At 42.0% G+C, this 22,685-nt stretch carries 22 protein-coding genes; 15 read left to right on the top strand and 7 right to left on the bottom strand.

All coding sequences use genetic code 11. The features are described from left to right. The first annotated feature begins 344 nt into the window (after positions 1-344). A complete protein-coding gene (locus L2D08_RS06880) occupies positions 345-1,166 on the top strand; it encodes an STAS domain-containing protein (protein ID WP_242233015.1) in 822 nt (273 codons plus the stop codon). Between the two features lie 339 nt (positions 1,167-1,505). Here L2D08_RS06880 and L2D08_RS06875 read toward each other — a convergent pair whose 3' ends face one another. The 3 genes from L2D08_RS06875 to L2D08_RS06865 are packed head-to-tail and all read right to left on the bottom strand — an operon-like array spanning position 1,506 to position 3,783. Next, the gene (locus L2D08_RS06875) at positions 1,506-2,252 is read right to left on the bottom strand and encodes an amino acid ABC transporter ATP-binding protein (protein ID WP_242233014.1); all 747 of its coding nucleotides are present in this window, start codon (positions 2,250-2,252) and stop codon (positions 1,506-1,508) included. 13 nt (positions 2,253-2,265) lie between these two features. Beyond that, the gene (locus L2D08_RS06870; protein ID WP_242233013.1) at positions 2,266-2,949 is read right to left on the bottom strand and encodes an amino acid ABC transporter permease; all 684 of its coding nucleotides are present in this window, start codon (positions 2,947-2,949) and stop codon (positions 2,266-2,268) included. A 15-nt stretch (positions 2,950-2,964) separates the two neighbouring features. Beyond that, positions 2,965-3,783: an amino acid ABC transporter substrate-binding protein gene (locus L2D08_RS06865; RefSeq protein WP_242233012.1), complete on the bottom strand. Its 819-nt coding sequence runs from the start codon at positions 3,781-3,783 to the stop codon at positions 2,965-2,967. A 907-nt stretch (positions 3,784-4,690) separates the two neighbouring features. On the opposite strand from L2D08_RS06865, the gene L2D08_RS06860 reads away from it, so the two are divergent. Next, a complete protein-coding gene (locus tag L2D08_RS06860; protein WP_242233011.1) occupies positions 4,691-5,125 on the top strand; it encodes a hypothetical protein in 435 nt (144 codons plus the stop codon). A 494-nt stretch (positions 5,126-5,619) separates the two neighbouring features. On the opposite strand, the gene L2D08_RS06855 is transcribed toward L2D08_RS06860, so the two are convergent. Then, positions 5,620-6,897 (bottom strand): M48 family metallopeptidase, encoded by a 1,278-nt coding sequence (locus L2D08_RS06855; protein ID WP_242233010.1) that lies wholly within the window; start codon positions 6,895-6,897, stop codon positions 5,620-5,622. Positions 6,898-7,335: 438 nt separating this feature from the next. Here L2D08_RS06855 and L2D08_RS24045 point away from each other — a divergent pair, with 438 nt between their 5' ends. Then, positions 7,336-7,482, top strand: coding sequence for a DUF2512 family protein (locus L2D08_RS24045; RefSeq protein ID WP_255821863.1), 147 nt, complete (start codon positions 7,336-7,338; stop codon positions 7,480-7,482). Next, positions 7,469-7,711, top strand: coding sequence for a DUF2512 family protein (locus L2D08_RS24040; RefSeq protein WP_255821862.1), 243 nt, complete (start codon positions 7,469-7,471; stop codon positions 7,709-7,711). Before L2D08_RS24045 ends, L2D08_RS24040 begins: the two co-directional genes overlap by 14 nt. 810 nt (positions 7,712-8,521) lie before the next feature. Here the strand turns inward: L2D08_RS24040 and L2D08_RS24035 are convergent. After that, a complete protein-coding gene (locus L2D08_RS24035; RefSeq protein WP_255821861.1) occupies positions 8,522-8,656 on the bottom strand; it encodes a hypothetical protein in 135 nt (44 codons plus the stop codon). A gap of 770 nt (positions 8,657-9,426) precedes the next feature. On the opposite strand from L2D08_RS24035, the gene L2D08_RS06845 reads away from it, so the two are divergent. Continuing rightward, the gene (locus tag L2D08_RS06845; RefSeq protein WP_242233009.1) at positions 9,427-9,945 is read left to right on the top strand and encodes a hypothetical protein; all 519 of its coding nucleotides are present in this window, start codon (positions 9,427-9,429) and stop codon (positions 9,943-9,945) included. A gap of 26 nt (positions 9,946-9,971) precedes the next feature. Here the strand turns inward: L2D08_RS06845 and L2D08_RS06840 are convergent, their stop codons facing one another. Then, on the bottom strand, positions 9,972-10,151 hold the full coding sequence (locus tag L2D08_RS06840) for an aspartyl-phosphate phosphatase Spo0E family protein (protein ID WP_242233008.1): 180 nt from the start codon (positions 10,149-10,151) through the stop codon (positions 9,972-9,974). 172 nt (positions 10,152-10,323) lie between these two features. Between L2D08_RS06840 and L2D08_RS06835 the strand changes: the two genes are divergently transcribed. Together L2D08_RS06835 and L2D08_RS06830 are read left to right on the top strand one after the other, a co-directional pair. Continuing rightward, positions 10,324-11,031, top strand: coding sequence for a cytochrome c biogenesis CcdA family protein (locus L2D08_RS06835; protein ID WP_242233007.1), 708 nt, complete (start codon positions 10,324-10,326; stop codon positions 11,029-11,031). Positions 11,032-11,054: 23 nt separating this feature from the next. Next, positions 11,055-11,543 (top strand): CcdC family protein, encoded by a 489-nt coding sequence (locus L2D08_RS06830; protein ID WP_242233006.1) that lies wholly within the window; start codon positions 11,055-11,057, stop codon positions 11,541-11,543. 32 nt (positions 11,544-11,575) lie between these two features. Here the strand turns inward: L2D08_RS06830 and L2D08_RS06825 are convergent, their stop codons facing one another. Continuing rightward, positions 11,576-12,004 (bottom strand): DUF2621 domain-containing protein, encoded by a 429-nt coding sequence (locus L2D08_RS06825; RefSeq protein WP_242233005.1) that lies wholly within the window; start codon positions 12,002-12,004, stop codon positions 11,576-11,578. 129 nt (positions 12,005-12,133) lie between these two features. Between L2D08_RS06825 and L2D08_RS06820 the strand changes: the two genes are divergently transcribed. The 8 genes from L2D08_RS06820 to L2D08_RS06785 all read left to right on the top strand — a co-directional run bounded on the left by L2D08_RS06820 (position 12,134) and on the right by L2D08_RS06785 (position 22,486). After that, on the top strand, positions 12,134-13,255 hold the full coding sequence (locus L2D08_RS06820; protein WP_242233004.1) for an exonuclease SbcCD subunit D: 1,122 nt from the start codon (positions 12,134-12,136) through the stop codon (positions 13,253-13,255). Then, positions 13,252-16,359, top strand: coding sequence for an AAA family ATPase (locus tag L2D08_RS06815; protein WP_242233003.1), 3,108 nt, complete (start codon positions 13,252-13,254; stop codon positions 16,357-16,359). The genes L2D08_RS06820 and L2D08_RS06815 overlap by 4 nt, the downstream gene beginning before the upstream one ends. A 101-nt stretch (positions 16,360-16,460) precedes the next feature. Beyond that, positions 16,461-17,051 carry an SCO family protein gene (locus L2D08_RS06810; RefSeq protein ID WP_242233002.1) on the top strand — a complete coding sequence of 197 codons (591 nt, stop codon included), beginning with the start codon at positions 16,461-16,463 and terminating at the stop codon, positions 17,049-17,051. A 174-nt stretch (positions 17,052-17,225) separates the two neighbouring features. Next, positions 17,226-17,405 (top strand): hypothetical protein, encoded by a 180-nt coding sequence (locus L2D08_RS06805; protein ID WP_242233001.1) that lies wholly within the window; start codon positions 17,226-17,228, stop codon positions 17,403-17,405. Between the two features lie 1,126 nt (positions 17,406-18,531). Further along, positions 18,532-19,065 (top strand): mismatch-specific DNA-glycosylase, encoded by a 534-nt coding sequence (locus tag L2D08_RS06800; RefSeq protein ID WP_242233000.1) that lies wholly within the window; start codon positions 18,532-18,534, stop codon positions 19,063-19,065. Positions 19,066-19,327: 262 nt separating this feature from the next. Continuing rightward, complete coding sequence (locus tag L2D08_RS06795) at positions 19,328-19,975, top strand: serine/threonine protein kinase (protein WP_242232999.1); 648 nt, start codon at positions 19,328-19,330, stop codon at positions 19,973-19,975. A 681-nt stretch (positions 19,976-20,656) separates the two neighbouring features. Continuing rightward, positions 20,657-21,415 (top strand): exodeoxyribonuclease III, encoded by a 759-nt coding sequence (locus L2D08_RS06790; protein ID WP_242232998.1) that lies wholly within the window; start codon positions 20,657-20,659, stop codon positions 21,413-21,415. 621 nt (positions 21,416-22,036) lie between these two features. Beyond that, on the top strand, positions 22,037-22,486 hold the full coding sequence (locus L2D08_RS06785) for a hypothetical protein (RefSeq protein WP_242232997.1): 450 nt from the start codon (positions 22,037-22,039) through the stop codon (positions 22,484-22,486). The last annotated feature ends 199 nt before the right edge of the window (positions 22,487-22,685 follow it).

Raw genomic sequence — 22,685 nt, 5'->3', positions numbered from 1 at the left:
ACGATCAGCATTTTGAAGTGGATTGTATCAAAAAAAATTCAAAGAGAGTTTAAGAAAAAGAAATTATATCATTACGAAAAGTATAGGGAGAATTTTAACTATTACTTAAAGAACTGTTGAGTAAGCAAAAGGGAATAAATCACGCTAGAGCACTTTATCTGGGTGACCCTTTTTGCAGCCAAAATCCATATCGCCTTTGAGCGGCGTTTTTAATACAAAAAGGAACGGGTAACTGAAGAAGGTTGGAGAATTCAGGGAGGAAAGCCAAAAGGTACTACTATATTGTCATTCTTCATTTAAGTTATATAATGAAGTCATCAAGACAGACGAAGGTGGGAGACTTTTTGACATTACTTTTTGGCTTTTCGGAATACCTAAGAAAAAACACAAATTCTCTAGCTCGTGAAATTGTTGAAGCGGTTCTTCATAAAATGAAGTTAGAAATTCCTGAATGGGAGAAAGAACAAGCTGTCATTATGTATGTTGAACTTTTGGGATTTTTAAGCGAATTAGTGCTGGACGAAAAGAAAGATTCGATTCCAGAGGCTCTTATAAAATGGAGTAAGCAAAATGCAGCTATGCAAGTCTCGTCGGGAGGAACTATTTCAGAAATCGCCGTTCGGTATCCTCCAACCCGGCAGGTTTTCCTTGAACTGTTTACAAAAATTAGCTCACAGCTTGGTTTATCTCTAAACGAAAATGTTTTTATCATAAAACAGATCAACACCTTATTAGATAGCAGCTTAAACGAAACCATCTTCGCATTTGAACGCCTTTCCGATCAGCTGCAAGAGGAAAACCAAAAAGAACTGGCAAGATTATCAGCACCTATTGTACCTGTTAAAGACGATGTAGTCGTTATTCCTCTGATTGGAGAATTCAGCGAATACCGATTGAAATATATAGCAGACCATGTTATCCCAAAAATCTCGGAAATGGATGTTGACTATGTTATCGCTGACCTTTCAGGAATTTTTAACCTTAATAAAGAAATTGCAAAATATTTTGATCAAATAGGGGCAACACTTCAGCTAATGGGAATCCGTGTCCTTACGACAGGCCTACGTCCCGAAGTCGTACAAGCAGTGGTTAGCAGTCAGAGTGTTGATCCGTCTAAAATTGAAGCTTTTGCTACAGTGAAGCAGGCGTTAGAAAGCCTCCAGTAGATTATGGCCAGGAGCGAGCAGTTTATATGCATGTTTTGGTTGTCATCAGGGCAAGGGATAAGTGCTAATAAATTAATCCAAACTTATGTATATAAATAAAAAATAGGCTTGCAGATGCAAGCCTATTTTTTATTACCCATAAGGAATGATTTTATATAAATAAACTTTATTTAGTGCGCGTCTACACTTATCTAAACAGAATAAAGGAGACGTTAAACGTGATTAAATCAGAAAAAGTTAAATGACCGGTACGATTATTGTATTCAGTTTGGCAATGGCGTTAATGTTGTTTGTACCTGCGAAAGCGGGGAATTCCTGCACATAGTACAGGATATGGAGTTATCGTTCAGATACTTTATTCAAGAATTGAAGAGTTCTCGGGTTTCTAGTCGCATTAAACACTTCATTAGGTGTACCTTGTTCAACTACAACACCGCCGTCCATAAAAATGATCTGGTCGGCAGCTTCGTTCGCAAACTTCATTTCGTGGGTTACGACTACCATTGTCCTTCCTTCATTTGCCAGGTCTTTCATTACCTTTAATACTTCACCGACCAGCTCAGGATCGAGAGCGGATGTTGGCTCATCAAAAAGAAGAACCTCGGGATCAATAGCCATTGCGCGTGCGATCCCGACACGCTGCTGCTGTCCTCCGGATAATTGGAACGGATACATATCCGCACGGTCACGCAGCCCGACTTTTTCTAATAAAGATAAAGCTTTTTTTCTGGCATCGTCTTTAGAACGTTTTAAAACGATTACTTGTCCCTCCATGACATTCTCAACAGCCGTCAAATGAGGGAATAAGTTATAGCTTTGAAAAACCATTCCGGTCTGCTTTCTAAAAGAAACAATTTCCGCTTGTTTAAGCCTGGTGCCTGCCGTTACATTTAACGTTTTGTTTCCTAGAGAAATGGTTCCTTTGTCCGGCATCTCTAGCAGGTTCAAACAGCGGAGGAGCGTTGTCTTTCCAGATCCTGAAGGCCCGATAATGACTGCTGTTTTTCCTTTTTCAATAGAAAGACTTACTCCTTTTAATACTTCGAGTGCACCAAACCGTTTGTACAAATTATCAATTGTGATCATCGCTTACCCTCCACTATTTCGCTATGCCGCGGCCGTACCGTATTTCGAGCCTGGCCTGAAAATAAGAAAGCACAGTACTGAATATTAAGTAGAAGAAGGCTACTTCGATATAAAGCCAGAGGGGCTCATACGTAACAGCTGCAATCTGCTGTCCCTTTTGAAATAATTCAGTAACCGTAATCGTGGCCGCAAGAGAAGTATCTTTAACAAGACTGATAAAAGAGTTTCCAAGCGGTGGAAGGGAAACACGAACCGCCTGCGGAAGCACAATTCTTTTAAGAGCCTGAGATTTTGTCATACCGATACTATAGGCGGCTTCCCACTGGCCTTTACTAATCGATAATATGGCGGCACGTATGATCTCCGAACTGTATGCCCCTTTATTCAGGGTGAAAACAATAACAGCTGCCGCAAATGGAGAAAGGGTAACTCCTACGCTTGGAAGCCCGTAGAAAATGATAAACAGCTGAACCAGTAATGGCGTTCCCCTAAAAATCCAAACATAAAAACGTGTTAAAAGAACAAGCGGCATAAATCCGGAAATTCTTGCTGCAGCTGTAAAGAAAGCTAAAATTAGGCCAAGGGTAAAAGTGATGAGTGTTAAAGGAATGGTGTACTGCAAACCCGCCATTAAGATAGGAAAAAAGGATTCACTAAGGATTCCTATAATTCGTTCTGTACGTTCCTCCCCGAACATATGCGATCTCTTCCTTTATTTCGATACGTCTGCACCGAACCATTTATTAGATATTTTTTCGAACGTCCCGTCTTTTTTCATGTCGTTAAGAGCACCATTAACAGCATCAACTAATTCTTTATTGTCTTTACGGAAAAGAAAAGCACTCTCAGCAGCATTGTTTTCCGTATAGGCGATCTTGATTGGAAGCTCAGGACGCTGCTTTTTTAAATCTAAATAAGAAAGGCTATCGTTTAAAGTAGCATCAGCGCGCTTGGAGATGACTAAATCTATCGCCTGGTTAAAACTTTCTACTCCGGTAATTTTGGCTCCATGCTCTTCTGTTGTCTGGCGGTAATTGCTTGTTAAAGACTGGGCAACTGTTTTGCCTTGCAAATCATCAAGCGATTTAATCTCGTTGTTGTCCTCTCTTACAATTAGAACAGCTTTTGAAACGGTATAAGGATCAGAAAAGTCATATTTTTCTTTGCGCTCTTCATTGATTCCAACCTGATTTGCAATCATGTCATAGCGTTTCGCATCAAGCCCGGCAATCATGCCATCCCATTTTGCTTCAACAAACTGCGGCTTAATATCTAAACGTTTAAACACTTCTGTTGCAACTTCGACATCAAACCCAGTTAATTTTCCGGACTTATCATGGAAAGTAAATGGAGAATATGTACCTTCAGTGCCAATTGTGATGACGCCTTTTTCTTTTATTTGTTCATACGAGCTTTGTGCTTCCTGTTTATTTTCTTTCTCCTTCTTACCCTCGTTTGCATTGTTTCCGCCGCATGCAGCAAGTGCGAGAACCAAAACAAGAGTAATGATAGGAAATGCTAATTTTTTCATGCTGTAACCTCCAGTTTTGTGATAGGATTTGTAAACTTATTGCTAGATGGTTCAGTAAACTTTAAATGTCAGCGAATTTAAGGTGTATTTTTCCCTCAGAGCAAAGTAATATTCCATTATCCAAAATTGGGTCAAACAACATGGGAAATACGGTGAGAAAGCTCTCGAAAACGCTATAGACCTTATTCTCTGCAGGATAAAAAAGCTTCTAAGAGACAAATGTATGTTCCTTTTGCTGTATTACTAAAAGAGCAGGAGCTGTTAAACATGGCAAAACGTAAAACCATAAAAGAACGTAATAAAGAGCTGGCTTTACAAGGGCTGCTGTATATTTATGGCTTAAAATAACGTACCGGACTGCTTCTGTTCAAAGAGAAAAGATTAAAAACCCTTGGGGTGCGCTCGATTCACAAAAACGGTTATCTTCCTGAACGGGTGGAAGGTTACAGGGAAACCCTGTTGGCTGCTGCTTTTAACTGGCTCAAAGAAGTTGGTAAATTTGCGTGGAATGTGCCTGTGAGGAAGGGCAGGATGGATATGACCTTTTTTTCAAAGGTCAGAATAAATTTCCTAAGTTCAAGGCTGTTATCGTATTTCTTTACAAGAAGAAGTTATACCGTTAAAACCTTAGCTTGACATAGCTTTTATCCTAGCGCATATAACCGAGCAGGAACGGAAGAAGATAACACCAGCGCCAGTGCGTGGCCGTTACTTTTTTATTAGCGCTGCCCTTCCAGAGTACCTACTCTGAATATGCCGCATCTGCTGCCCGGAATATACGCGCAATAAAAAACTTTTTTACGATAAGTGTGATAGAACAACGAATAACGTAGTAAAGCGTCTTCTTATGTATGAATTTAATATTGCTCGTCTACACTTATCTAAACAGAATAGGGAGACGATAAATGTGATTAAAGCAGCAAAAATTAAAATGATCGGTGCGCTTATTGTATTCAGTTTGATAACAGCATTAATCGTGTTTGTATCTGCGAAAGAGCCGGCACAAGAATATCCTGGTACGGTAGACGAAGCTTTGTCGGAGACATTTACTCAAACATTCCGGTCAAATTTTGCAAGCAACGACGGCATTGCGTTGTTTGACCGGGTTGAAATCGTGCCGGATCAGCATGTCGCAAAGATATATTCGACTATAGCGTCAACAGACGACGATGCAGTACGCCAATTGGCGGTTAATAAACTTGGCTCGATGGTAGTCAATCATTATTACTACTATGCGGAATATCGTGCTTTGACTGACTTGAATGACGTTCATGTCTACGGGAGTGACGGTAAAAATCTTGGCTATACATTCAGCGATACGCTTTTATCGACGGATCGGTAATGACAGTGTAGCCATCGGTTTAATATTCGGTGGCTTTTTTGTGCATATATTTTTTAATTCGGTTTTATTATCATGCTTACTGGCACCCTATCTGACTCGGTTGATGTCAGGTCAACGCTGCCCTGTCCAGTTGTCAATGAGCCGCAGTGTGACACTGTTTTCGAAAAGTGTTAAGTAGAATAACCCCGACGAACTAAACCGGACGGGGCTTTTCTTGCGCTTGAGTAATCGCCTTGCTTCCTGCAATTGAATTTATCAAGTCGCTGCGGTTGATTAATCTCACGTTAAGCCGTTCTGTGCATTTGCTTGCTTCACTCATTAAGTGGTAAAGGGTAAGCATCTAGGATCCAGCAAACAGGACCCGCTGTGCCTCTTCACAATGGAGGCTTCAGCAGGCAGGTTGTACGTATGGGACTAAATGTTTCCCATGACTGGCAGAAAACACTGTACAAATGTGATTTTAAGTTTTGCTGCCCAGAATGTTTTTCTTCCATTCAAGAAGGAGAATTGCTTTGGCCAGAATCTTTATTGTTATATTTGTTGAAAAAATCAATCCTTTCTGTCATGCGTGGATGCGATCCGGTAGTAAAGTGGATGATAGCCGGTTCATAGCCGGTTGATTTCACATTTTTCGTCAATTTTTGAAAAGCACTAATGGCTGCTTCTTTGTCTCCTGTTGTCTCCATCGCATAGCGGTCCGATTCCATTTCATAAAGGCGGCTTTGAAAGTTGCCGATCGGAGAAGCCAGAAAGGACATGAGGCTGAAGGAGACCATAAGAAGCGGCAGGACGGCGATATCATGCGGATCGTTAATTCCCCAACGGTGCCCCCACTTTTTGCGCAGCCAGTTAAATAGAAAGAAGGTAGCCAAGGCAGTAAAGAAACCGACGATGATTTGCAGCACGAGCCCTTTATAAATATGGTTCATTTTATAATGGGCGATCTCATGCGCTACCACAAATTTGATTTCATCGATAGTCAGCTCGTTAATCGCCGTATCGCCGAGCACAATCTGCATGTTGCTGCCGAAGCCATTGACAAAGGCATTAATCGTATTTGTTTGCTTGGACATATTCATTTCTAAAATTTTCGCGTCCCCAACACCGGCTTCATCGGCCAATTGCTGGATTTCCGCCTTGACTTTTTGGTTTTCCAGCGGTTTATAGTCATTGAACAGAGGCGCGATAAATACGGGCGCAATAAACATCAAGAGGATTGTCAGCGGCAGGGACGCCGCCCAGGCAGCAAGCCACCATTTTTTCGGGAATTTTCTGATCGCGAAAAAAAGCAGCCAGACGAGGGGAATGCCCATGAAAAGGTCCAGGCCAAAGCTGATGCCGAGATCACCAAGCCAGGAAGCAGCGGATTGGCTCGACAGGCCATAATTTCGCGACAGCTGATAAAAAAAGAAATCAAGCGGCAAATACAAGAGCGTCAAGAGGGCACTGAAAAAGAAATAATAATAGCCGGTCTGCCAAAAGGATTTGTGAAAGCGTGCAGCTGCCCGGTCACGCAGTTTCACTGAAATCACCATGAAAAACAGTACGATTACTACATCCAGCGGCGTTTGCAAAAAGAACGTAAAATAATCGATTAAGTCTAAATGATGTGCTTCCGCTATCTCTTTTTCCGTCATAAACTGCTTCGGGTCTGCGCTTGTTCCGGCATACTCAGCCGGAACGTAACCCGGCTCAAGATTGAGCAAATACACACTGATCCCTGCCGTATACAAAAGATAAAAAGTAAGAAATCCGAGTAAAAATTTTTTCACTAAGCTCTTCCTTTCATGTCAAAATAAACGCCAGCCAGTCACGAAGGTGCAGCATGCATTCCGTTCATTATACTCATTTCTTTTCATTTTATATGTTATTTGAAGACAACGACTTTAAAAAGAGGGCCGTGCAGAAGACCTTTTCAGCGGGAAGCAAGACGAATAAATGGCAATGATTCATGTGTTCACCTTCAGGATACAAGAAAGCGCCAGCTCTACAGAAAGGATAAGCACGGTGTTTTTATCCATGCCCCAAAATAAATAGAAGCGGCATAGTCATGCGGAAACACACTCGTGTTTGATAAACAAGCCGTACACAAAAGGCACACAAGATGGCTACACGACCGGGTGGAATACGTCTCCTGCTGAAATCGAATGGATGTTGAAGAAAAAATAAATAAAACGAGGAGCAGTATTGGCGGGGGCTTATTTTAAACAATGAATCCATGCTCGGTTTCTACAATTGTGGTGCTCAGTATTATACTTATAGGAATTTATGATAGTGAATGTAGTGATACCCTTCTGATGAGTGCCGTTCTTACCATAGTTGCTTATGTACTCGGTGACTTGTTTGTCTGGCAGTGATTATGGTCACACTCATTTCCAGAGAAACTTCCCTGCAGCCGTTTGTGATGCAATCTTCACTTTCTTTGCAGTTTGGCTTATGGGAAAATCACGGTTTACCAATAATGGCGATGTTCTTACAGCTTCTCCTATCCCAGCGATTGCTATTGCCGCCGGTGAATGGTTCTTCTATAAATATCTTGACAGACATGTGGTTGATGAAAAACGCACTCTTTTCCGCATCAAATGATTGGTAAGGCCGCCTGTCCAGTAACCACCGGTGTTTTTTTGTATAAGGGCTGTTTATTCAAGGTATCTCCGGTAAATAAATAATTGCATAGGCTCCCGTATTTATGAACGGTTTAGGTGAAAATACAGCCGATCCACCCACGAGCAAACTGATGAATATGGTACAGGGTATTGATCGCTGCGTTGTCTGTATATCTTCCAAACGGCTGTGATTTCAAACAGAAAACTTTTACGAATAAGTGACTCGATTATAGGAAAAGGAACTGCGCGAGCCAGTTGACGTCTACAAATCCATAGTATATACAAGGCACATTCTGCGCTGCTGTCTGGGCAGGGTTCTTTGACCAGGCAGTAAATGTGCCGGATATGAAGCGAATTCGGAGTTTAGCTGGATGTTATAAGGATACGCTCGTGGAATGCTTTATTTACAATTACAAAAACAGTCCGCGTATATTTGAGAAAAGAGTATAAATTATCTAATATCAGTTGGAAATAGAAAAACAACTTTCGAAAACTCCCTGCTTCAAGCTACAAGTATATGCGCGTATACGTCAGCGGAAAAGTTTCTTACGCGGAAAAAAGGCGCATAAAAGCTGCAGGTATGCCACAGCAATAATGGCTATAAGTGTGAAGATTTACTATCTGCTGCGGAGTGAAAATAAACCGCATACAAAAAACCGCAGAGGGGACCGCAGCAAAGCAAAAATGTATAAATGCGAAGCTTTTGGACTATACATTCGTTTCTATACCCGCCTCCGTTGCAAAAGATAAACCAAGATTCTATCATTTTCAACATGCGAACTATGCGGATTTAAAAAATGCTGAGACAAGCATCAATAGTAACAAAGTAATCAACAAAACTAAAAACACTGCAAAGTGACTGCGTAACCGCCGTCGCAAAAGCCTCCACTGCCATTGCCATCGTTGTAACCGAAACTGTAACCATTTAATATTATTACACCTCTTTTACAGAAAAATAGAAAAGAAATTATTATAAGATATGAACGGGGAAACGCACGGGACCAAGCATTTGTCTCGACCGATAATCTTTTTACGGAAAAGAGAATAATAAGTTGTTTCGTTTCATCTGTACGGCGGGGTTCTGGCCCTGACAGACAGCCTTTGAAACATTTTTACGCTGTAGTCTAGTTCGATTTTTACCGGCATGCACCAAGTTCATTGGAAACTTTTTAAGCATGGAAATAACAGGTTGCCTGGCTCCCAATTACGTAATAAATTGTGTGTTTTGCCAGAGCTTATTTTCATCGATTGTTCATACCGGGGAAAACGCCCTTTTGCTTTGTTTCGGTTCATTTTTCTCGAACCAGGACAGCCGCTTTTTCTTGTTAAGCCATATTAACGAGAGAAGGTGCTTTTTATATGGGTGAATGTGTATATATGCAATGAAATAAGCCTTGTTGCTGAAGCGTTTTGTAACCGGCGCTTTTCGCCGTATGGGGCAGTGGAACTGGAAACATATAATAAAAGCAAAAAATAGGCTGTTTGCTCTTGTCATTAACCAGTTTTTGTTTGTAGTTTTTGTTTTTAAAAGAAAAAAGGGATGTTTGTTGTGGGACATATTCACCTGAATACGTGAATATAATATAAATAGCGGGATGAATAAACTATAAAACCCACAAATTTTTTCTGTACAAAGGCTTATCTTCAAAGGGGATGGGGTATAGAAAGGTATGAGAGAAAAGGAGGAGATGCGAAATGAAAAAATGGTTTTTATCTTTAGTTATTCTTCCGTTCTTGTTGTTTGGTGTTAGCATCCCGGCTCTTGCCTCTGAGGACGAATTAACTGGTACTCCTTATGAAATGCTCGAAAAAGAAGGCATTTCGTTAAAACATTATATTGTTACATTCAAATCCCCCAACATTGAAAAAGGCTACTATCGCGCCACTTCCAGCAAAGGTGAAACGATTCGTTTTAAACAGTCAGATGTAGAAATTGAATTAAAAGTGGGTGACCGTATCCGTACATACTGGGAAGACGGCGGCTTTAACATCGCAGAGTACGTAAAACCTGAAAAAGTAGTATATACCGTTAAACGGGTATGGTACAAAAACGGGGAAATGAATTATGAAGGCACAAGCGCTCAATCAGGAGATATTCTTTTTACCGATGAAAATGTATATGGCAGCGAAATCGTGCCTGGAGACAGAGTAGTGGCTGAATTTGACCAAATGTTTATCGACAACGGCTTAATTGGTGTTTATAAGAAAAAATAAAAAAACGGTCCGTATGGACGGTTTTTTTATTTTGCGCGTGTTTTTTTAGTGTGCTGAATATGCAGTTCATCGTATAAATTTAAAAGACGGTCTAATTCCTGGCTGTATTCAATCGCTAAAGGAGAGGTTAGTCCGTTTTCAAAAGCCACATTTAGTAGTTCAGTCCGCTTCGCTTCTATGGCGTCGAGCAGTATTTCTTTGTTCACGGCGGACAACCCTTTCCATTATTATCTAAGGTTTTACACTTTCTAGTATACCCAATCATTTACTTATTTTCAAAAAAATTTGTCGTTTTTGAACTTTTTTCTCCTCTTGCCAATGTTGCCGCTCCGTCCCATACCGTTTCTGTTACAATGAAAAGGAAAGGGTGATCGATTCATGAGTGAGCTGAACGTGTTTTTAGCCTTCGGCGCCGGGTTTCTAAGTTTTATTTCTCCGTGCTGCCTGCCGCTGTATCCTGCCTTTTTATCGTATATTACCGGTATGAGTGTAAATGAATTAAAAAACGATAATGCCATGTTGCAAAGGAGAAGTATGCTGCATACCCTCTTTTTTTTGCTCGGCTTTTCCCTTGTGTTTGTTTTAATCGGCTTTGGCTCCTCTTTTATTGGCCAATTCTTAAAAGAATGGGATGACCTTATTCGTCAGCTTGGCGCCATTTTTATTATCTTTTTTGGCCTGGTGGTCACGGGCATCCTGCAGCCGGGATTTATGATGTCTGAGAAGAAAGTGATGTTTAAAAATCGACCTGTTGGATATGCCGGCTCTTCTCTCATTGGCCTTGCCTTTGGCGCGGGCTGGACGCCATGCACGGGTCCCATTCTGCTTGCGGTTATTTATATGGCAGGAACCAACCCGGACTCTGCTATGGTGTATATGGTATCTTATGCGCTTGGTTTCGCCATTCCTTTTTTTGTCCTTTCTTTTTTTATCGGACGAATGAAATGGATCCGTTTACACAGTGCTAAGATTGTAAAAACCGGCGGTTATGTTATGATAGGAATGGGGATTATTCTCTTTTTTGACTGGATGACACAGATTATTATGATCCTCACGCCGCTGTTTGGCGGATTTACCGGTTTTTAATTTGTATTAAAGGGATGATCAAGATGGATTGGATGGTTGCCATATCGTCTTTAGCAGCTGTCATGATGGGGCTGGGTGCTTTATTTGTTCGTATGAGAGCAGCGAAGAAACCGACTTCAGCCCGAAAAATTATTATGCCTCCGCTTTTTATGAGTACCGGCGCTTTGATGTTTGTATTTCCAATGTTTCGGGTTACACCTCTTGAATTGCTGGAAGCAGCCGCTGTAGGGTGTTTGTTTTCTTTATTGCTCATTAAAACATCAAATTTTGAAATACGCGGTCAGGACATTTACTTAAAACGTTCTAAAGCTTTTCCGATTATTTTAATGTCACTGCTTGTGATCCGGATTATTGGAAAGCTTGTACTATCGACAACGATTGATGTAGGCCAGCTTGGCGGCATGTTTTTTATTTTGGCGTTTGCGATGATTTTGCCGTGGCGCATGGCGATGTATAAAAAATATATGACGCTGAAGCGGCAGCTGCCCGATCAGCCTATACCCATAACCTAAAAAACAGCCTTTGATGCCAAGGCTGTTTTTTTTTATTCAAACAAATGCTGATAGGGAGCAATATCAATATTCATTTCCTGAAGTTTCCTGCGTAAAAACTTATGGTCTCTTTTCGGTGTAGCCATAATGTAGCCGCGGATAATTAAGTCGGCTGAGACATGACGGGCCCGTTCTTTTAATGCGAGTTCTCCGATTTTACCGGCAATTTTGTGGCGGGCTACATCCCGAAACAGCTCAGGTACAGGAGAAACCAATTCTTCGAGCATATTTTTTTCTGCTGTTCCCCATAGTTTCCGTGTTCTATCAACGTAATACTCTTCCCAGTCCATGTCGGAACGGCCATCCTGTTTCGGCATTCGTTTTAAAAACTTGCGAAACATAAAAAAGCCGCCGATGGCAAACAAGCCGACAAGGATCACTGTCCAGGCAACGATAAAGTAAGAAAACCAGCCTTCCAGCATGCTGCAACCCCCATTACATGATTTTCTTTTACTCTATTATAGCAAACAAGAAACTGCTTGTTCATTCTTTTCAAGAACTTGTTCATCTGCTATGATCGGAACATACATACGCAGTAGGGGGAAACCGAAATGAAATTTATTCATACCGCTGACTGGCATCTCGGAAAAATGGTTCACGGCGTATCGATGATCGAGGATCAGCGTTTTATGCTGCAGGAGCTGGTTCGTCTGCTGGAGCAGGAGCAGCCGGATGCCCTGGTGATCGCGGGAGATTTGTATGACCGGTCGGTTCCGCCAGCTTCGGCGGTTAATTTGCTGAATGAAACGCTTTTTACAATTAACGTAGAAATGAATATACCGATCGTCGCCATTTCGGGCAACCACGACAGTGCAGACCGGCTGGCATTCGGTTCAACGTGGTTTCGGCAAAACCGCTTTTACCTGGCTGGGAAAATGGAGAAAAACATGTTCTGTCCGGTTATTGAAGGTGTTCATTTCCATTGTCTTCCCTATGTGGAGCCGGGTGTAGTTCGTTATTTATACGAGGACGATTCCATTCGCACTCACCATGATGCGATGAAAGTCTTAACCGGGCGTTTAAGCGAAACAATGGATCGGGACGGCATTCATGTGGCGGTGGGCCATGCGTTTGTCACAGGAGGGGAAACAAGTGATTCCGAGCGGATTTTATCAGTCGGCGGAACAGGAAATGTCGGTGTTGAGCTGTTTGCTCCTTTTGACTATACGGCGCTTGGCCATCTGCACAATCCGGCAGCCATTCACCACCAGACGGTTCAATATGCAGGGTCACTGCTGAAATATTCGTTTTCAGAAGCGTCCCATACGAAAAGTGTCTCCATCGTGGAAATAAATGGAGAAAAGAAGCTTTCGATTACCAAAAAAGCATTGGCACCTGTGCGCGATATGAAAATCGTCACCGGTTTTTTTGATGAATTGATGGAAGGAGAAGCTTCAGAGGATTATATCAAGGTACGGTTAAGGGATGAAGGAGCCCTTATTGATCCGATGGCCAAGCTAAAGCATAAATTCCCTCATATTCTCCATCTTGAAAAAGCAGCTGCTTCCCCTCTGTCATTTGAATCTTCTGTTTCTATGAGGGAAAAACAAAGCGAGCTCGATCTGTTTGCGGAATTTTATGAAGCGATGACGGGGCTCGGTTTTTCAGAAGAGAAAAAAACGTATATGACTTCTATTTTAGAAGAGGCGAAACAGGAGGAAAACGGATTATGAAGCCTGTGATACTGACAATGACTGCTTTTGGTCCGTATGCAGGCCGGCAGGTGATTGATTTTTCGGCGCTCGAAAACCGAAAAATGTTTGTGATTTCCGGCAAAACGGGATCAGGGAAAACAACGATATTTGACGCCATCAGCTTTGCGATGTATGGCAAGCCAAGCGGGGATCACCGAAGCGCTTCGGAAATGCGAAGCCAATTTGCAGATCCAAAACAGCTGACGGAAGTATCGCTTTTATTTGAGTTGAAAGGACGGACGTTTTTAATCCGGCGGACCCCTCAGCAGGAAAAGCCAAAAGCACGCGGAGGCGGTATGACAACAGCAGGTGCTACCGCTGAGCTGTATGAAAAAAAAGCAGACGGTAAAGAAGTGCTCCTTGCTTCAAATGTACGGGATACGGACGAAAAAATAAATGAATTAGTCGGTCTTGAAGCCAATCAGTTCAGGCAGATTTTAATGATTCCGCAGGGAGAATTTCAAAAGTTGCTAATGGCCGGCAGCCAGGAAAAAGAGAAAATTTTGCAGAAGCTGTTTCAAACTTCTTTTTATAAACGGGTAGAGGATATTTTAAAAGAAAAATCCGATGCATTGAAAAAGGAAGCCGGCCGGGCTGCTGACCAGCAGATGGCTCTTTTGAAAAGTCTGCCTGCTTACTCAAGCACGATGCGCGCGCTGCTCGAAGCTGAGCCCATTCAAAGACGGGCAGTGTTTGATCAGCTTGAGCACGATCTTGTAGAAATGGATAAGCGGCATAAAAGCTTGCAGGAAAAAGTGCAGCGTTTAAGCGAACGCCGTGATTTTTTACTGGGAGAACGGGAGCGGGGGCTGTCTCGAAACGCCCAATTTGATCGTTTGGAGCAGGCCCGGCTGGAACAAAAAGAGCTTGATGAACAAAAAGAAGGTATGGAGAGATGCCGCCAGAAAATCGATGAAGCCGAGCGGGCAGACAAGCTGCAATCCTATGAAATGATGGAAAAGCGGGCCCGCCAGGCTGTGCACACTGCCGAAGGAAGAAAAAGTGAAGCGGAAGCGGAGATGCAACACACACAGCAGCTGCTTGAAGAAGCGGAAGAACGGCTGAAAGCAGAAGAAAGCCGCCGTCCTGAACGGGATGAATGCACAAAAGAGCTTCAGCATCTTCAGTCGATAAAAGAAGCGGTTTATGTCTATCAGGATGCCGTAGAAAAAGCAGGAGAGACAGAAGGGCGCCTCAAGGAAACAAAACAAGCCGCTGCCGAATTTCTCCGGAAAAACGAAGAGCTGGATGCCGCCGGGAAAAAGATAGAAGCGTCTCTGCTAACTTTCGATTCTTCAAAAGAAATATACTTGGAATCAGGCTATCAGATTGAGAAATTAACCGCGTTGATTGAACAATTTCAAGAGTTAGCTGATGCCGAAAAAGAAATGGGCGACCTTCAAAAAAGGGAACAAGCAGCCCAAATCGAAGCGCAGAAAGCAGCCTCAGCCGCGGCTGAAGCTGCCAAAGAACTGCAGCATAAAAGGGAAGAGTGGCACAGAAGCCAGGCAGCGATGCTGGCCCGCGAACTGAAGGAAGGCAAACCATGCTCCGTTTGCGGCTCTATGCATCATCCTAACCCGGCTGCAGGAGGAGAAGCAACGCTTGGGGAGCAGGCATTAAAGAAAGCGGAGCAGCAAGCAGATCTTCTTAGCCGGGAAAACCGGCAGGCGGAGCAGAAGTGGATGGAATCCCGTTTTGCATTGGGGCATGCAGCAGAAAACGTGGACAAGCTAAAAGCTAAGCTTCCGTCTGACTTTGGGACAGAAGAAGCGAAGAAGCGATTGAAAGAAGCCGAGCAAACACGCAGACAAGCTGCCCAGGATCTTCAGCAAAAGCAGCAACTGGAAGGGCAGCTGGATGAGCTGAAAAAACAAAAACAACAGCTTGAAGCCGAATTAGAACAAACGAGACAGCAGGAAATGGCAGATCATACAGCTTTTATTCAAGCACAGAGTACACGGCAGCAGCTTGAACAGTCAGTTCCCGAGCCGATGCGCAACAGCGGTTACTTTGCCAGAGAGCTTGAACGTATAGAGCAAAGAGCAGCCGTTTTAGAGCGCCGCTATGAACAGGCAGCAGAAAGCGTTCAGCGCGCCCGTACAGCTATGCAGGCAGCCCTGTCTGTTTTGGAGGAGCGCCGGCAAACGCTTCAGGAAGCAGAAAAGGACTATCGTGAAGTAAGAGCGGCTTTTGAGCAAAAGCGGCAGCAGGCTGGTTTTGGGTCCGCCGAACAATATGAGGAAGCGAAGAAATGGCTCGAATCTCTTGCAGAAATGAAAGAAAAGGTCCGGAAGTTCGAACAAAAAGTACGCGAGCTTGCTTTACTGATAGAGGAGCTGCACACTACTCTTCAAGGATATGAGCGGGCAGACATCAGCAAGCTTGAAGAAGAGATTGGAGCGTTAAATGAAGAAGCTGTTCAATGGGCAAATGAGGCTTCTTCTGTTGCTGGTTGTGCAAAAGAATCGCGGCGCATCCGCCAGTCGGTTGAAGAGATAGCGGCACGGATGGCGAAGGCTGAAGAATCGTACCGCCTTTCTGGCCATTTGTTTGAAGTAACGCACGGAAAAAATGACCTGAAGGTAACGTTTGAACGATATGTACTGGCATCGTTTTTGGAAGATATCTTGACCGCAGCCAACACGAGGCTTTCAGCGATGACAAATGGCCGTTTTTTACTGCAGCGTTTAACCGAGCGGTCAAAAGGAAATGCACAAAGCGGCCTGGATCTTCTCGTGTTTGACCAATATACGGGTGCCAGCCGGCATGTGAAAACACTGTCCGGGGGAGAAAGCTTTAAAGCGGCGCTTGCTCTTGCGCTCGGACTGGCGGAAGTGGTCCAAAACCATGCAGGCGGCGTATCGCTTGAAACGATGTTTGTGGACGAAGGATTCGGCACGCTTGATCCGGAATCGCTGGACCAGGCCATTGAAACGTTAATGGATATACAAGCGGACGGGCGCCTGGTCGGTATTATCTCCCACGTGCCAGAGCTGAAAGAGCGGATTGATGCTCGTCTGGAGGTAGGCCAGTCCGATACCGGAAGCAAAGCCGCATTTGTTTTTACAGGAGAAAGATAAAAACGTTCATAAAGTATTCAAGATCAGGCCGCAGCAGCACATTGAGAAATAAGAAGGTTTCCTCTACGATAAAAAGATAAAAGGTGCTTGGAGGGAGTTATGTGAAAATAGTTCAGTCCGTTTTTATTATGGCCGCTGCTGTTTTATTGCTTTGTGCATGCGGCCGTCAGTTTGAAGGCAACATGGATGTGGAAGTCCAAGACTTTACCTACACCAATCAAAATGGTGAACAAGTTGGTCTGGCTGATTTGAAGGGGAAAGTGTGGTTTGCCAATTTTATTTTCACAAGCTGTACGACGGTTTGCCCGCCCATGACAAGAAATATGAGCGAGCTGCAGGACCGCTTGAACGAGGAAGGCGTTCAAAACTATGAAATTGTGTCGTTCAGCATTGACCCGGCCCGGGATACACCACAGGCGTTGAAGAGCTATATTTCACATTACGAAGCGGATGAATCGAACTGGAACCTTTTAACAGGATATGAAGAGGAAGAGATAAGCGCATTTGCGGAGAAAAGCTTTCAAGCCATTGCGCTGCCAGATCCGAAATCAGACCAGTTTATTCATGGAACAAGCTTTTACTTGGTCGATGAAAAAGGAATTGTTGTAAAAAGCTATCCGGGAAATAAACAGGACGGGGAAGAAGTGCCGTTTGACGAAATGGTCCAGGATGTAAAATCGCTTTCCAAATAGTAAACAAAGCTAAAAAACTCCGGATTTGGATCCGGAGTTTTTTAGTTTAAAAAAATATTTTCTAAGATTTACAAAAATTTAATTTTTGTGATATTGAAATGTAATGTCTATCTCGGTAAAATGAACATACAGATAAGATAATATCTGAATACGCTAATTAAGGGGTGAATCAGTATGAATTATGGATTGTACAAATTTGGCTCAACAAACAACGTCAAGTGTGAATGTGGTTGGGAAGGACAACGGGCGGAGCTTCGCAGCGCTATGATTGTACTTGAAAAAACAAAGTGCGGATCCATTTTTGATGCCGAAGATGTGTATATTTGCCCGAAATGCGGCGCAAGAAAGTATTAAGTTCCTCTTATTGTCCAGATCCTCTTCGACTTCCAGCCTGTTTTTATTGCTCTCCTTTATCAACAATAGTCATATACTTCAGCAGGTTCCAGGCATCGGGGCACGTTCCCCGCTGGGCACACCTTAGACAACACTTGTGAAAACCCTTGATCATCAAGGGTTTTTTTCGTTGCGAATGAAACAGCCATCCCGCAGCTGGCTGTTTAAAAGGTGTTTTTGCCAGAGAGGCAGCTGCTGTGTAGGCTCCGCTGCTTGTTTTAAAACGTCCATATGCAGGTGTGAGGTGTTTCATTCAAATGCAATCCATCTGCCCGATCCAATTGCATCCTTTACGCCCTGCATAACGTCAAGGGATTTTCTGTTTTTATCATACGATCATATACGGAAAAATTGGGAAGAATTTAACCAAAAAGGAATGTAACTACGTTATTTGAGGTGCAGCATGAACAGCTGGCCGAAAAGCAAAAGCCTGAGCCGGCCATTTTCAAAGCCTAACAAACACCCCTCCTTAAGCAGGGCTTGCTTCAATCCAATTTAGGATTTAGATTCCAGTTTATTTTTCATGAATATTAGGGCAGCGTTTGTGCCAGGTGATTCGCCGTCGCAAGTGATAATAAACGTATGAACTGCGCACCAGCTATACCAGCTTCAGAAGTTCATTCACCTTCACTGTCAATGATCTTCTGTGCTTCTTCAGAGCTCCTGCCACTTTAAGTAGTGTTGCAATCTTCTGTAGTGCTCTGGACATCAGAACGAGCATTTTCTCCAAGGCCGTGGTTGTGCTTTGGTCACATCACTTTGAAGCATGAAGTTTGCATTGCCAAACGATGTATCTGCCGAGGTCCCTTCATATATAACTCTGTGGAGGTCTGTGTCTGTTTTCACCACTTCGTTATAGGACAAGCTTTCCTGATTGGGCCGGTGTACCTTTTCAATGAATACGATATCGATCTGATAAACTAGCTTTTGTAAATTTTACGGCTGCTTGAGTTATCCGAAACAATAAAGCAAAATTGAAAAACTGTACCGACAAGTAAGAATTAGGGTTCTGTTTTTTATCACATCAAAAAACAGGGAATAGTACAGAGAGTAAACGAGTCGATTAAAAGAGAGGGAGGTCTGAAGGGTGAAACCAATTAAAGATCATTTAAAAGAAAATCTTGATATTCTTTTTGTCGGTTTCAATCCCAGTGTCCGCTCTGGGGAAACGGGACATCATTTTGCGAATCCGAATAACCGCTTTTGGAAAATTCTTTTTGAAGCGGGATTAACCCCTAGAAAATTTACAGCAATTGAGGACCGTCAATTGGTAGAGTTAGGGTACGGGTTAACAAATATTGTGGCGAGGCCAACGAAAACGGCTGATGAAATTACAAAAGAAGAGTATCAGGAGGGCAGGGTTTTGTTAAAGAAAAAGATAGAACATTATCGGCCTGCAATTGTTTGTTTTGTCGGCAAAGGGGTTTATCAGGAATATAGCGGCAGGAAGCAGGTTGCATGGGGCCCCCAGCCCGTTTCTGTCGTTCAAGGTACGCTGGACTTCGTGGCGCCTTCTTCCAGTGGCCTGGTAAGGATGAAAATAGAGGAAATTGTCCGTATTTACAAGCAGCTCCTGCCGCTTGTTTCCTCCCTGGAAAAAGGAGAGGGCCGGCGGAAATAGCCGGCTCCCTTTGGCGGCTGGCTATTTCAGGAACATATGGTTCAAAGATTGTACATATCCTTTTATGATCTATTTTCCATTTTGAGGAATTTTTGTTACTCCGGTATCATTGATGTTATGTTCCTGAATAAATAAGGGGATGTATTTCATTATAGGCAAAAAAAGCCTGTTTAATTAAAGCGATGAGGACTAATATAATATAAAGGTTTTGCCATTATTTAAAGAAAGCACTGTGATGTTACGGACGGAGTTGTATTGAAGAATGAAAAGTTACGTTGCGCTAATTGAAAAAACGCTTATACATAACGTAAAAATGAAAAGTAAAAATCCATTCGAACCCATTATGGTTCTTTACACACCAAAAGAGTGGAAGTGTCTTGGTGTCGGTAACTATGCTGCTGTTTTTCTTCATCATTCAAATAAAGATTGGGTTGTAAAAATCTACGCCAGAAACTTGGAAGGATTAGAAAAAGAAGCGGAGGTTTACCAAAGAATTGGGCACCATCCCGCTTATTCTCAATTAGTCTATAAGGGAGAGAACTTCCTTGTGTTAAAAAGGCTAAAAGGAATTACCCTGTACAATGCAATTGCAAAAGGAATCAGGATACCGGAACAGGTCATCATAGACATCAATAAAGCTTTGGATTATGCTCGAAGTCAAGGGCTGACACCTGTGGATGTACATGGGAAAAATGTGATGATGAATGACGGAAAGGGATATGTTGTAGATGTATCTGATTTTTACAAAGAGCAGGAAGATGAAAAATGGAATGATATCGTCAAAGCCTATTATAAGTTTTACCGGAAAACTTTATATAAATTCCCTGTTAAGATTCCATTATTTGTTTTAGATTTAGTAAGACATTCTTATAGGATCTATACACATATTAAAAATAAATCGGCTCATTGAACAGTGCTTTTGGTTTTATATAATATTTTCCATAAAAAAGCGGTTCTACATTCATTCAGATGTTACATCTAAAAGGGCATTTGGCACTGTTTTACGTAATACAAATGAGAGCCTATGAATGAAAAGTATGAACCAAACCAACCGAATTGTGAGATTGAGGAAGCGGCTTGGTTAGTGCAAATGAACAAATTTTTTAAGGCCTATTTCGGTCATATGCTTTAGAAATTAGTAAAGAGAAACTAGACCGTATTGTCGATGGGCTGAATGAGAAGAAAATGAAAAAATTCTTGCACGATAGAAACAACCAGCTGCTTTTTTAAGCTGGCTTTTTTATGTTTGAGACAGTCACTTTACAACAAAACGGATAGGGTAAGTATATTGCTTACAGGTTTTACTCGTTTGCCGTTAACGTCTAAGCTGTTTTAACTGAAAAAGAAAACATCAATGATAATCCATAAAATGTAACGATACTAAGGATATACGTGTTAAAAAGATTAGCGTTTTAAGAGTTTCTATAGCGTTCCCGTTTTATTCATACATGGCCAATTGCATTTCTGCTTTATTTAACGCGATTAACAAACTGTTTTACCAAAAAAATTCGTCACTGGATGCTTTTCTTTCTATTAACTAGTATAGTAACCATGGAGTTTACTAAAAGGGACAGCGAGGAGACAAACATACATGGTAAAACTGGTTTCATGGAACGTGAATGGCATAAGAGCTTGTGTGAGAAAAGGATTTTTGGATTATTTCAATGAAGTAAGCGCTGATATATTTTGCCTTCAAGAAACGAAGCTGCAGGAAGGTCAAATCAATCTTGACCTGGAAGGCTATCATCAATATTGGAATTATGCAGAGAAAAAAGGGTATTCTGGCACAGCCGTTTTTACTAAAATTCCGCCTCTTTCAGTGAAGTATGGGATTGGTGCGAATGAACAAGAATCGGAAGGCAGGGCCATTACCCTTGAGTTTGATAAATTTTTTCTAGTCAATGTTTACACACCTAATTCCAAAAGGGATCTTTCCCGTCTTGATTATCGTTTAATCTGGGAAGAGGAGGTGCGCGATTACTTAATCCAGCTGGATCGTGTAAAGCCGGTCATTTATTGTGGAGACTTGAATGTCGCGCACCGGGAGATTGATTTGAAAAACGCTAGGTCTAACAGGGGAAACTCAGGCTTTACGGAAGAGGAACGGGGCAAGATGACAGCATTGCTGGAAGCGGGCTTTATCGACAGTTTCAGGTATTTTTATCCTGACAGAGAAGGCGCTTATACATGGTGGTCTTATATGAGTAAGGTAAGAGAGAGAAACATCGGCTGGAGAATCGATTATTTTATTGTCTCCGAACGAATGGCCGAATCTCTGTTAAAAGCAGAAATCCATGCTGGTGTTATGGGGAGCGATCATTGTCCAGTGGTATTGGAAATGAAGTATTGATGCGGCAGTATGTATCATGAGTAGACTTTGAATGACAGATAGGTAAGCTGCGCGCTCAAAAAACGGGCAGTCAAAAGAGTCAGCTGTCTAAAGTTGAAAAGTGGACAAAAGAAAGGGATAAGCTTGCGGCCTCGCACAGGAACAAGCTTCCTATTATAACATTTTAGTGGAGGGAGCCTTTTGAAGTCGATATTTAAAAAGAATAAGAAACCTATTTTAATTTTAATGATTATATTACTGTTTATTGCTGGCTTACTCGATATTAAATATGAGGGATTATTTTTTCAGCTATTACCCGATTTTATTCAATCATATTTAGCTGATGTTTTCTAAGTACATTACCAAGAGTGTAAATCGTGCAGCAGGTCCATATACTCATATATAGACAACCCCTTGAGCTGTGCAGCTTCAAGGGGTTTTTTCCGTAAGCTGTGTTGTCGGTTCGGTCAAAACTGCCAGCCCAGCCGTATGTACAGCTGATTTGGGGCTGGGCGTAAAACGCCGGAGAGTATTTTTAACGGAGTATCGCATAACTGTAAATTGGTTAAGCTATGTATAGGCAAAATTCGTTCAAAGCAGCTCATTGATGAAGAAAGGTAACACAATGGAGGTTCAAATAAGATGTACTTTTCTTTAATGATATTAATAGTTCCTTGGATCATTGGAATCATGCATCTTCATTCAAAAAACAAAAAAATAATCCCATTGATCGGACCTTTTACATCAGTTATTGCCTATCTTATCAATGAGTTTTGGATTTATTTTAATTTCGGTGAGATATATCCTTTTACCGTACAGAAAACCTTGCCGGCACTTCCGTTTAATATAGGTATATACCCTATAATAGGGTGCTATTTGATTTTTTTTATAATGAAAAAGGAACATCCACATTTGCTTATTTTTTTCACTGCATTATGTATAACCCTGCTTGAATGTATATTAGTTTTTACAGGGCTTATTATATATAGGAACGGCTGGAATGTTTTTTGGACTTATGTGGCTTACTTATCTGCTTTGGCTCTTATCTATTGGTTTTATCTTTGTCTTAAAAAGTTAAAGGTAATGGAATAACGATAGTCGCGAACTAAACCGGCCCATTTTTTAGGTCAGTAGAAGAAGCCAGATTCACCATTAAGGTTGAACATTACCCAATTCAAATCATTCACGTTGAAGCATATACATCTACCAGGCAACAGGACCTGTTTTTTTCGGTTTTTTTTACAATTAATCGGGCGGCGATTATAATAAATATAGCCTATTGCACCGGAGG

The organism is Domibacillus sp. PGB-M46 (assembly GCF_022668875.1).
In the GTDB taxonomy this organism is placed as follows: domain Bacteria; phylum Bacillota; class Bacilli; order Bacillales; family Domibacillaceae; genus Domibacillus.
The sequence above is the reverse complement of the archived record's forward strand: the minus strand, read 5'-3'. Positions and strand labels throughout refer to the sequence as shown.

Coding starts and splice junctions, on each gene's coding strand:
- L2D08_RS24045 (WP_255821863.1), top strand. CDS start 7,336: ATGAATCCATGCTCGGTTTCTACAATTGTGGTGCTCAGTATTATACTT.
- L2D08_RS06805 (WP_242233001.1), top strand. CDS start 17,226: ATGAATTATGGATTGTACAAATTTGGCTCAACAAACAACGTCAAGTGT.
- L2D08_RS06795 (WP_242232999.1), top strand. CDS start 19,328: ATGAAAAGTTACGTTGCGCTAATTGAAAAAACGCTTATACATAACGTA.
- L2D08_RS06790 (WP_242232998.1), top strand. CDS start 20,657: ATGGTAAAACTGGTTTCATGGAACGTGAATGGCATAAGAGCTTGTGTG.
- L2D08_RS06875 (WP_242233014.1), bottom strand. CDS start 2,252: ATGATCACAATTGATAATTTGTACAAACGGTTTGGTGCACTCGAAGTA.
- L2D08_RS06820 (WP_242233004.1), top strand. CDS start 12,134: ATGAAATTTATTCATACCGCTGACTGGCATCTCGGAAAAATGGTTCAC.
- L2D08_RS06870 (WP_242233013.1), bottom strand. CDS start 2,949: ATGTTCGGGGAGGAACGTACAGAACGAATTATAGGAATCCTTAGTGAA.
- L2D08_RS06785 (WP_242232997.1), top strand. CDS start 22,037: ATGTACTTTTCTTTAATGATATTAATAGTTCCTTGGATCATTGGAATC.
- L2D08_RS06825 (WP_242233005.1), bottom strand. CDS start 12,004: ATGCTGGAAGGCTGGTTTTCTTACTTTATCGTTGCCTGGACAGTGATC.
- L2D08_RS06835 (WP_242233007.1), top strand. CDS start 10,324: ATGAGTGAGCTGAACGTGTTTTTAGCCTTCGGCGCCGGGTTTCTAAGT.
- L2D08_RS06830 (WP_242233006.1), top strand. CDS start 11,055: ATGGATTGGATGGTTGCCATATCGTCTTTAGCAGCTGTCATGATGGGG.
- L2D08_RS06815 (WP_242233003.1), top strand. CDS start 13,252: ATGAAGCCTGTGATACTGACAATGACTGCTTTTGGTCCGTATGCAGGC.
- L2D08_RS24035 (WP_255821861.1), bottom strand. CDS start 8,656: ATGGTTACAGTTTCGGTTACAACGATGGCAATGGCAGTGGAGGCTTTT.
- L2D08_RS06865 (WP_242233012.1), bottom strand. CDS start 3,783: ATGAAAAAATTAGCATTTCCTATCATTACTCTTGTTTTGGTTCTCGCA.
- L2D08_RS06845 (WP_242233009.1), top strand. CDS start 9,427: ATGAAAAAATGGTTTTTATCTTTAGTTATTCTTCCGTTCTTGTTGTTT.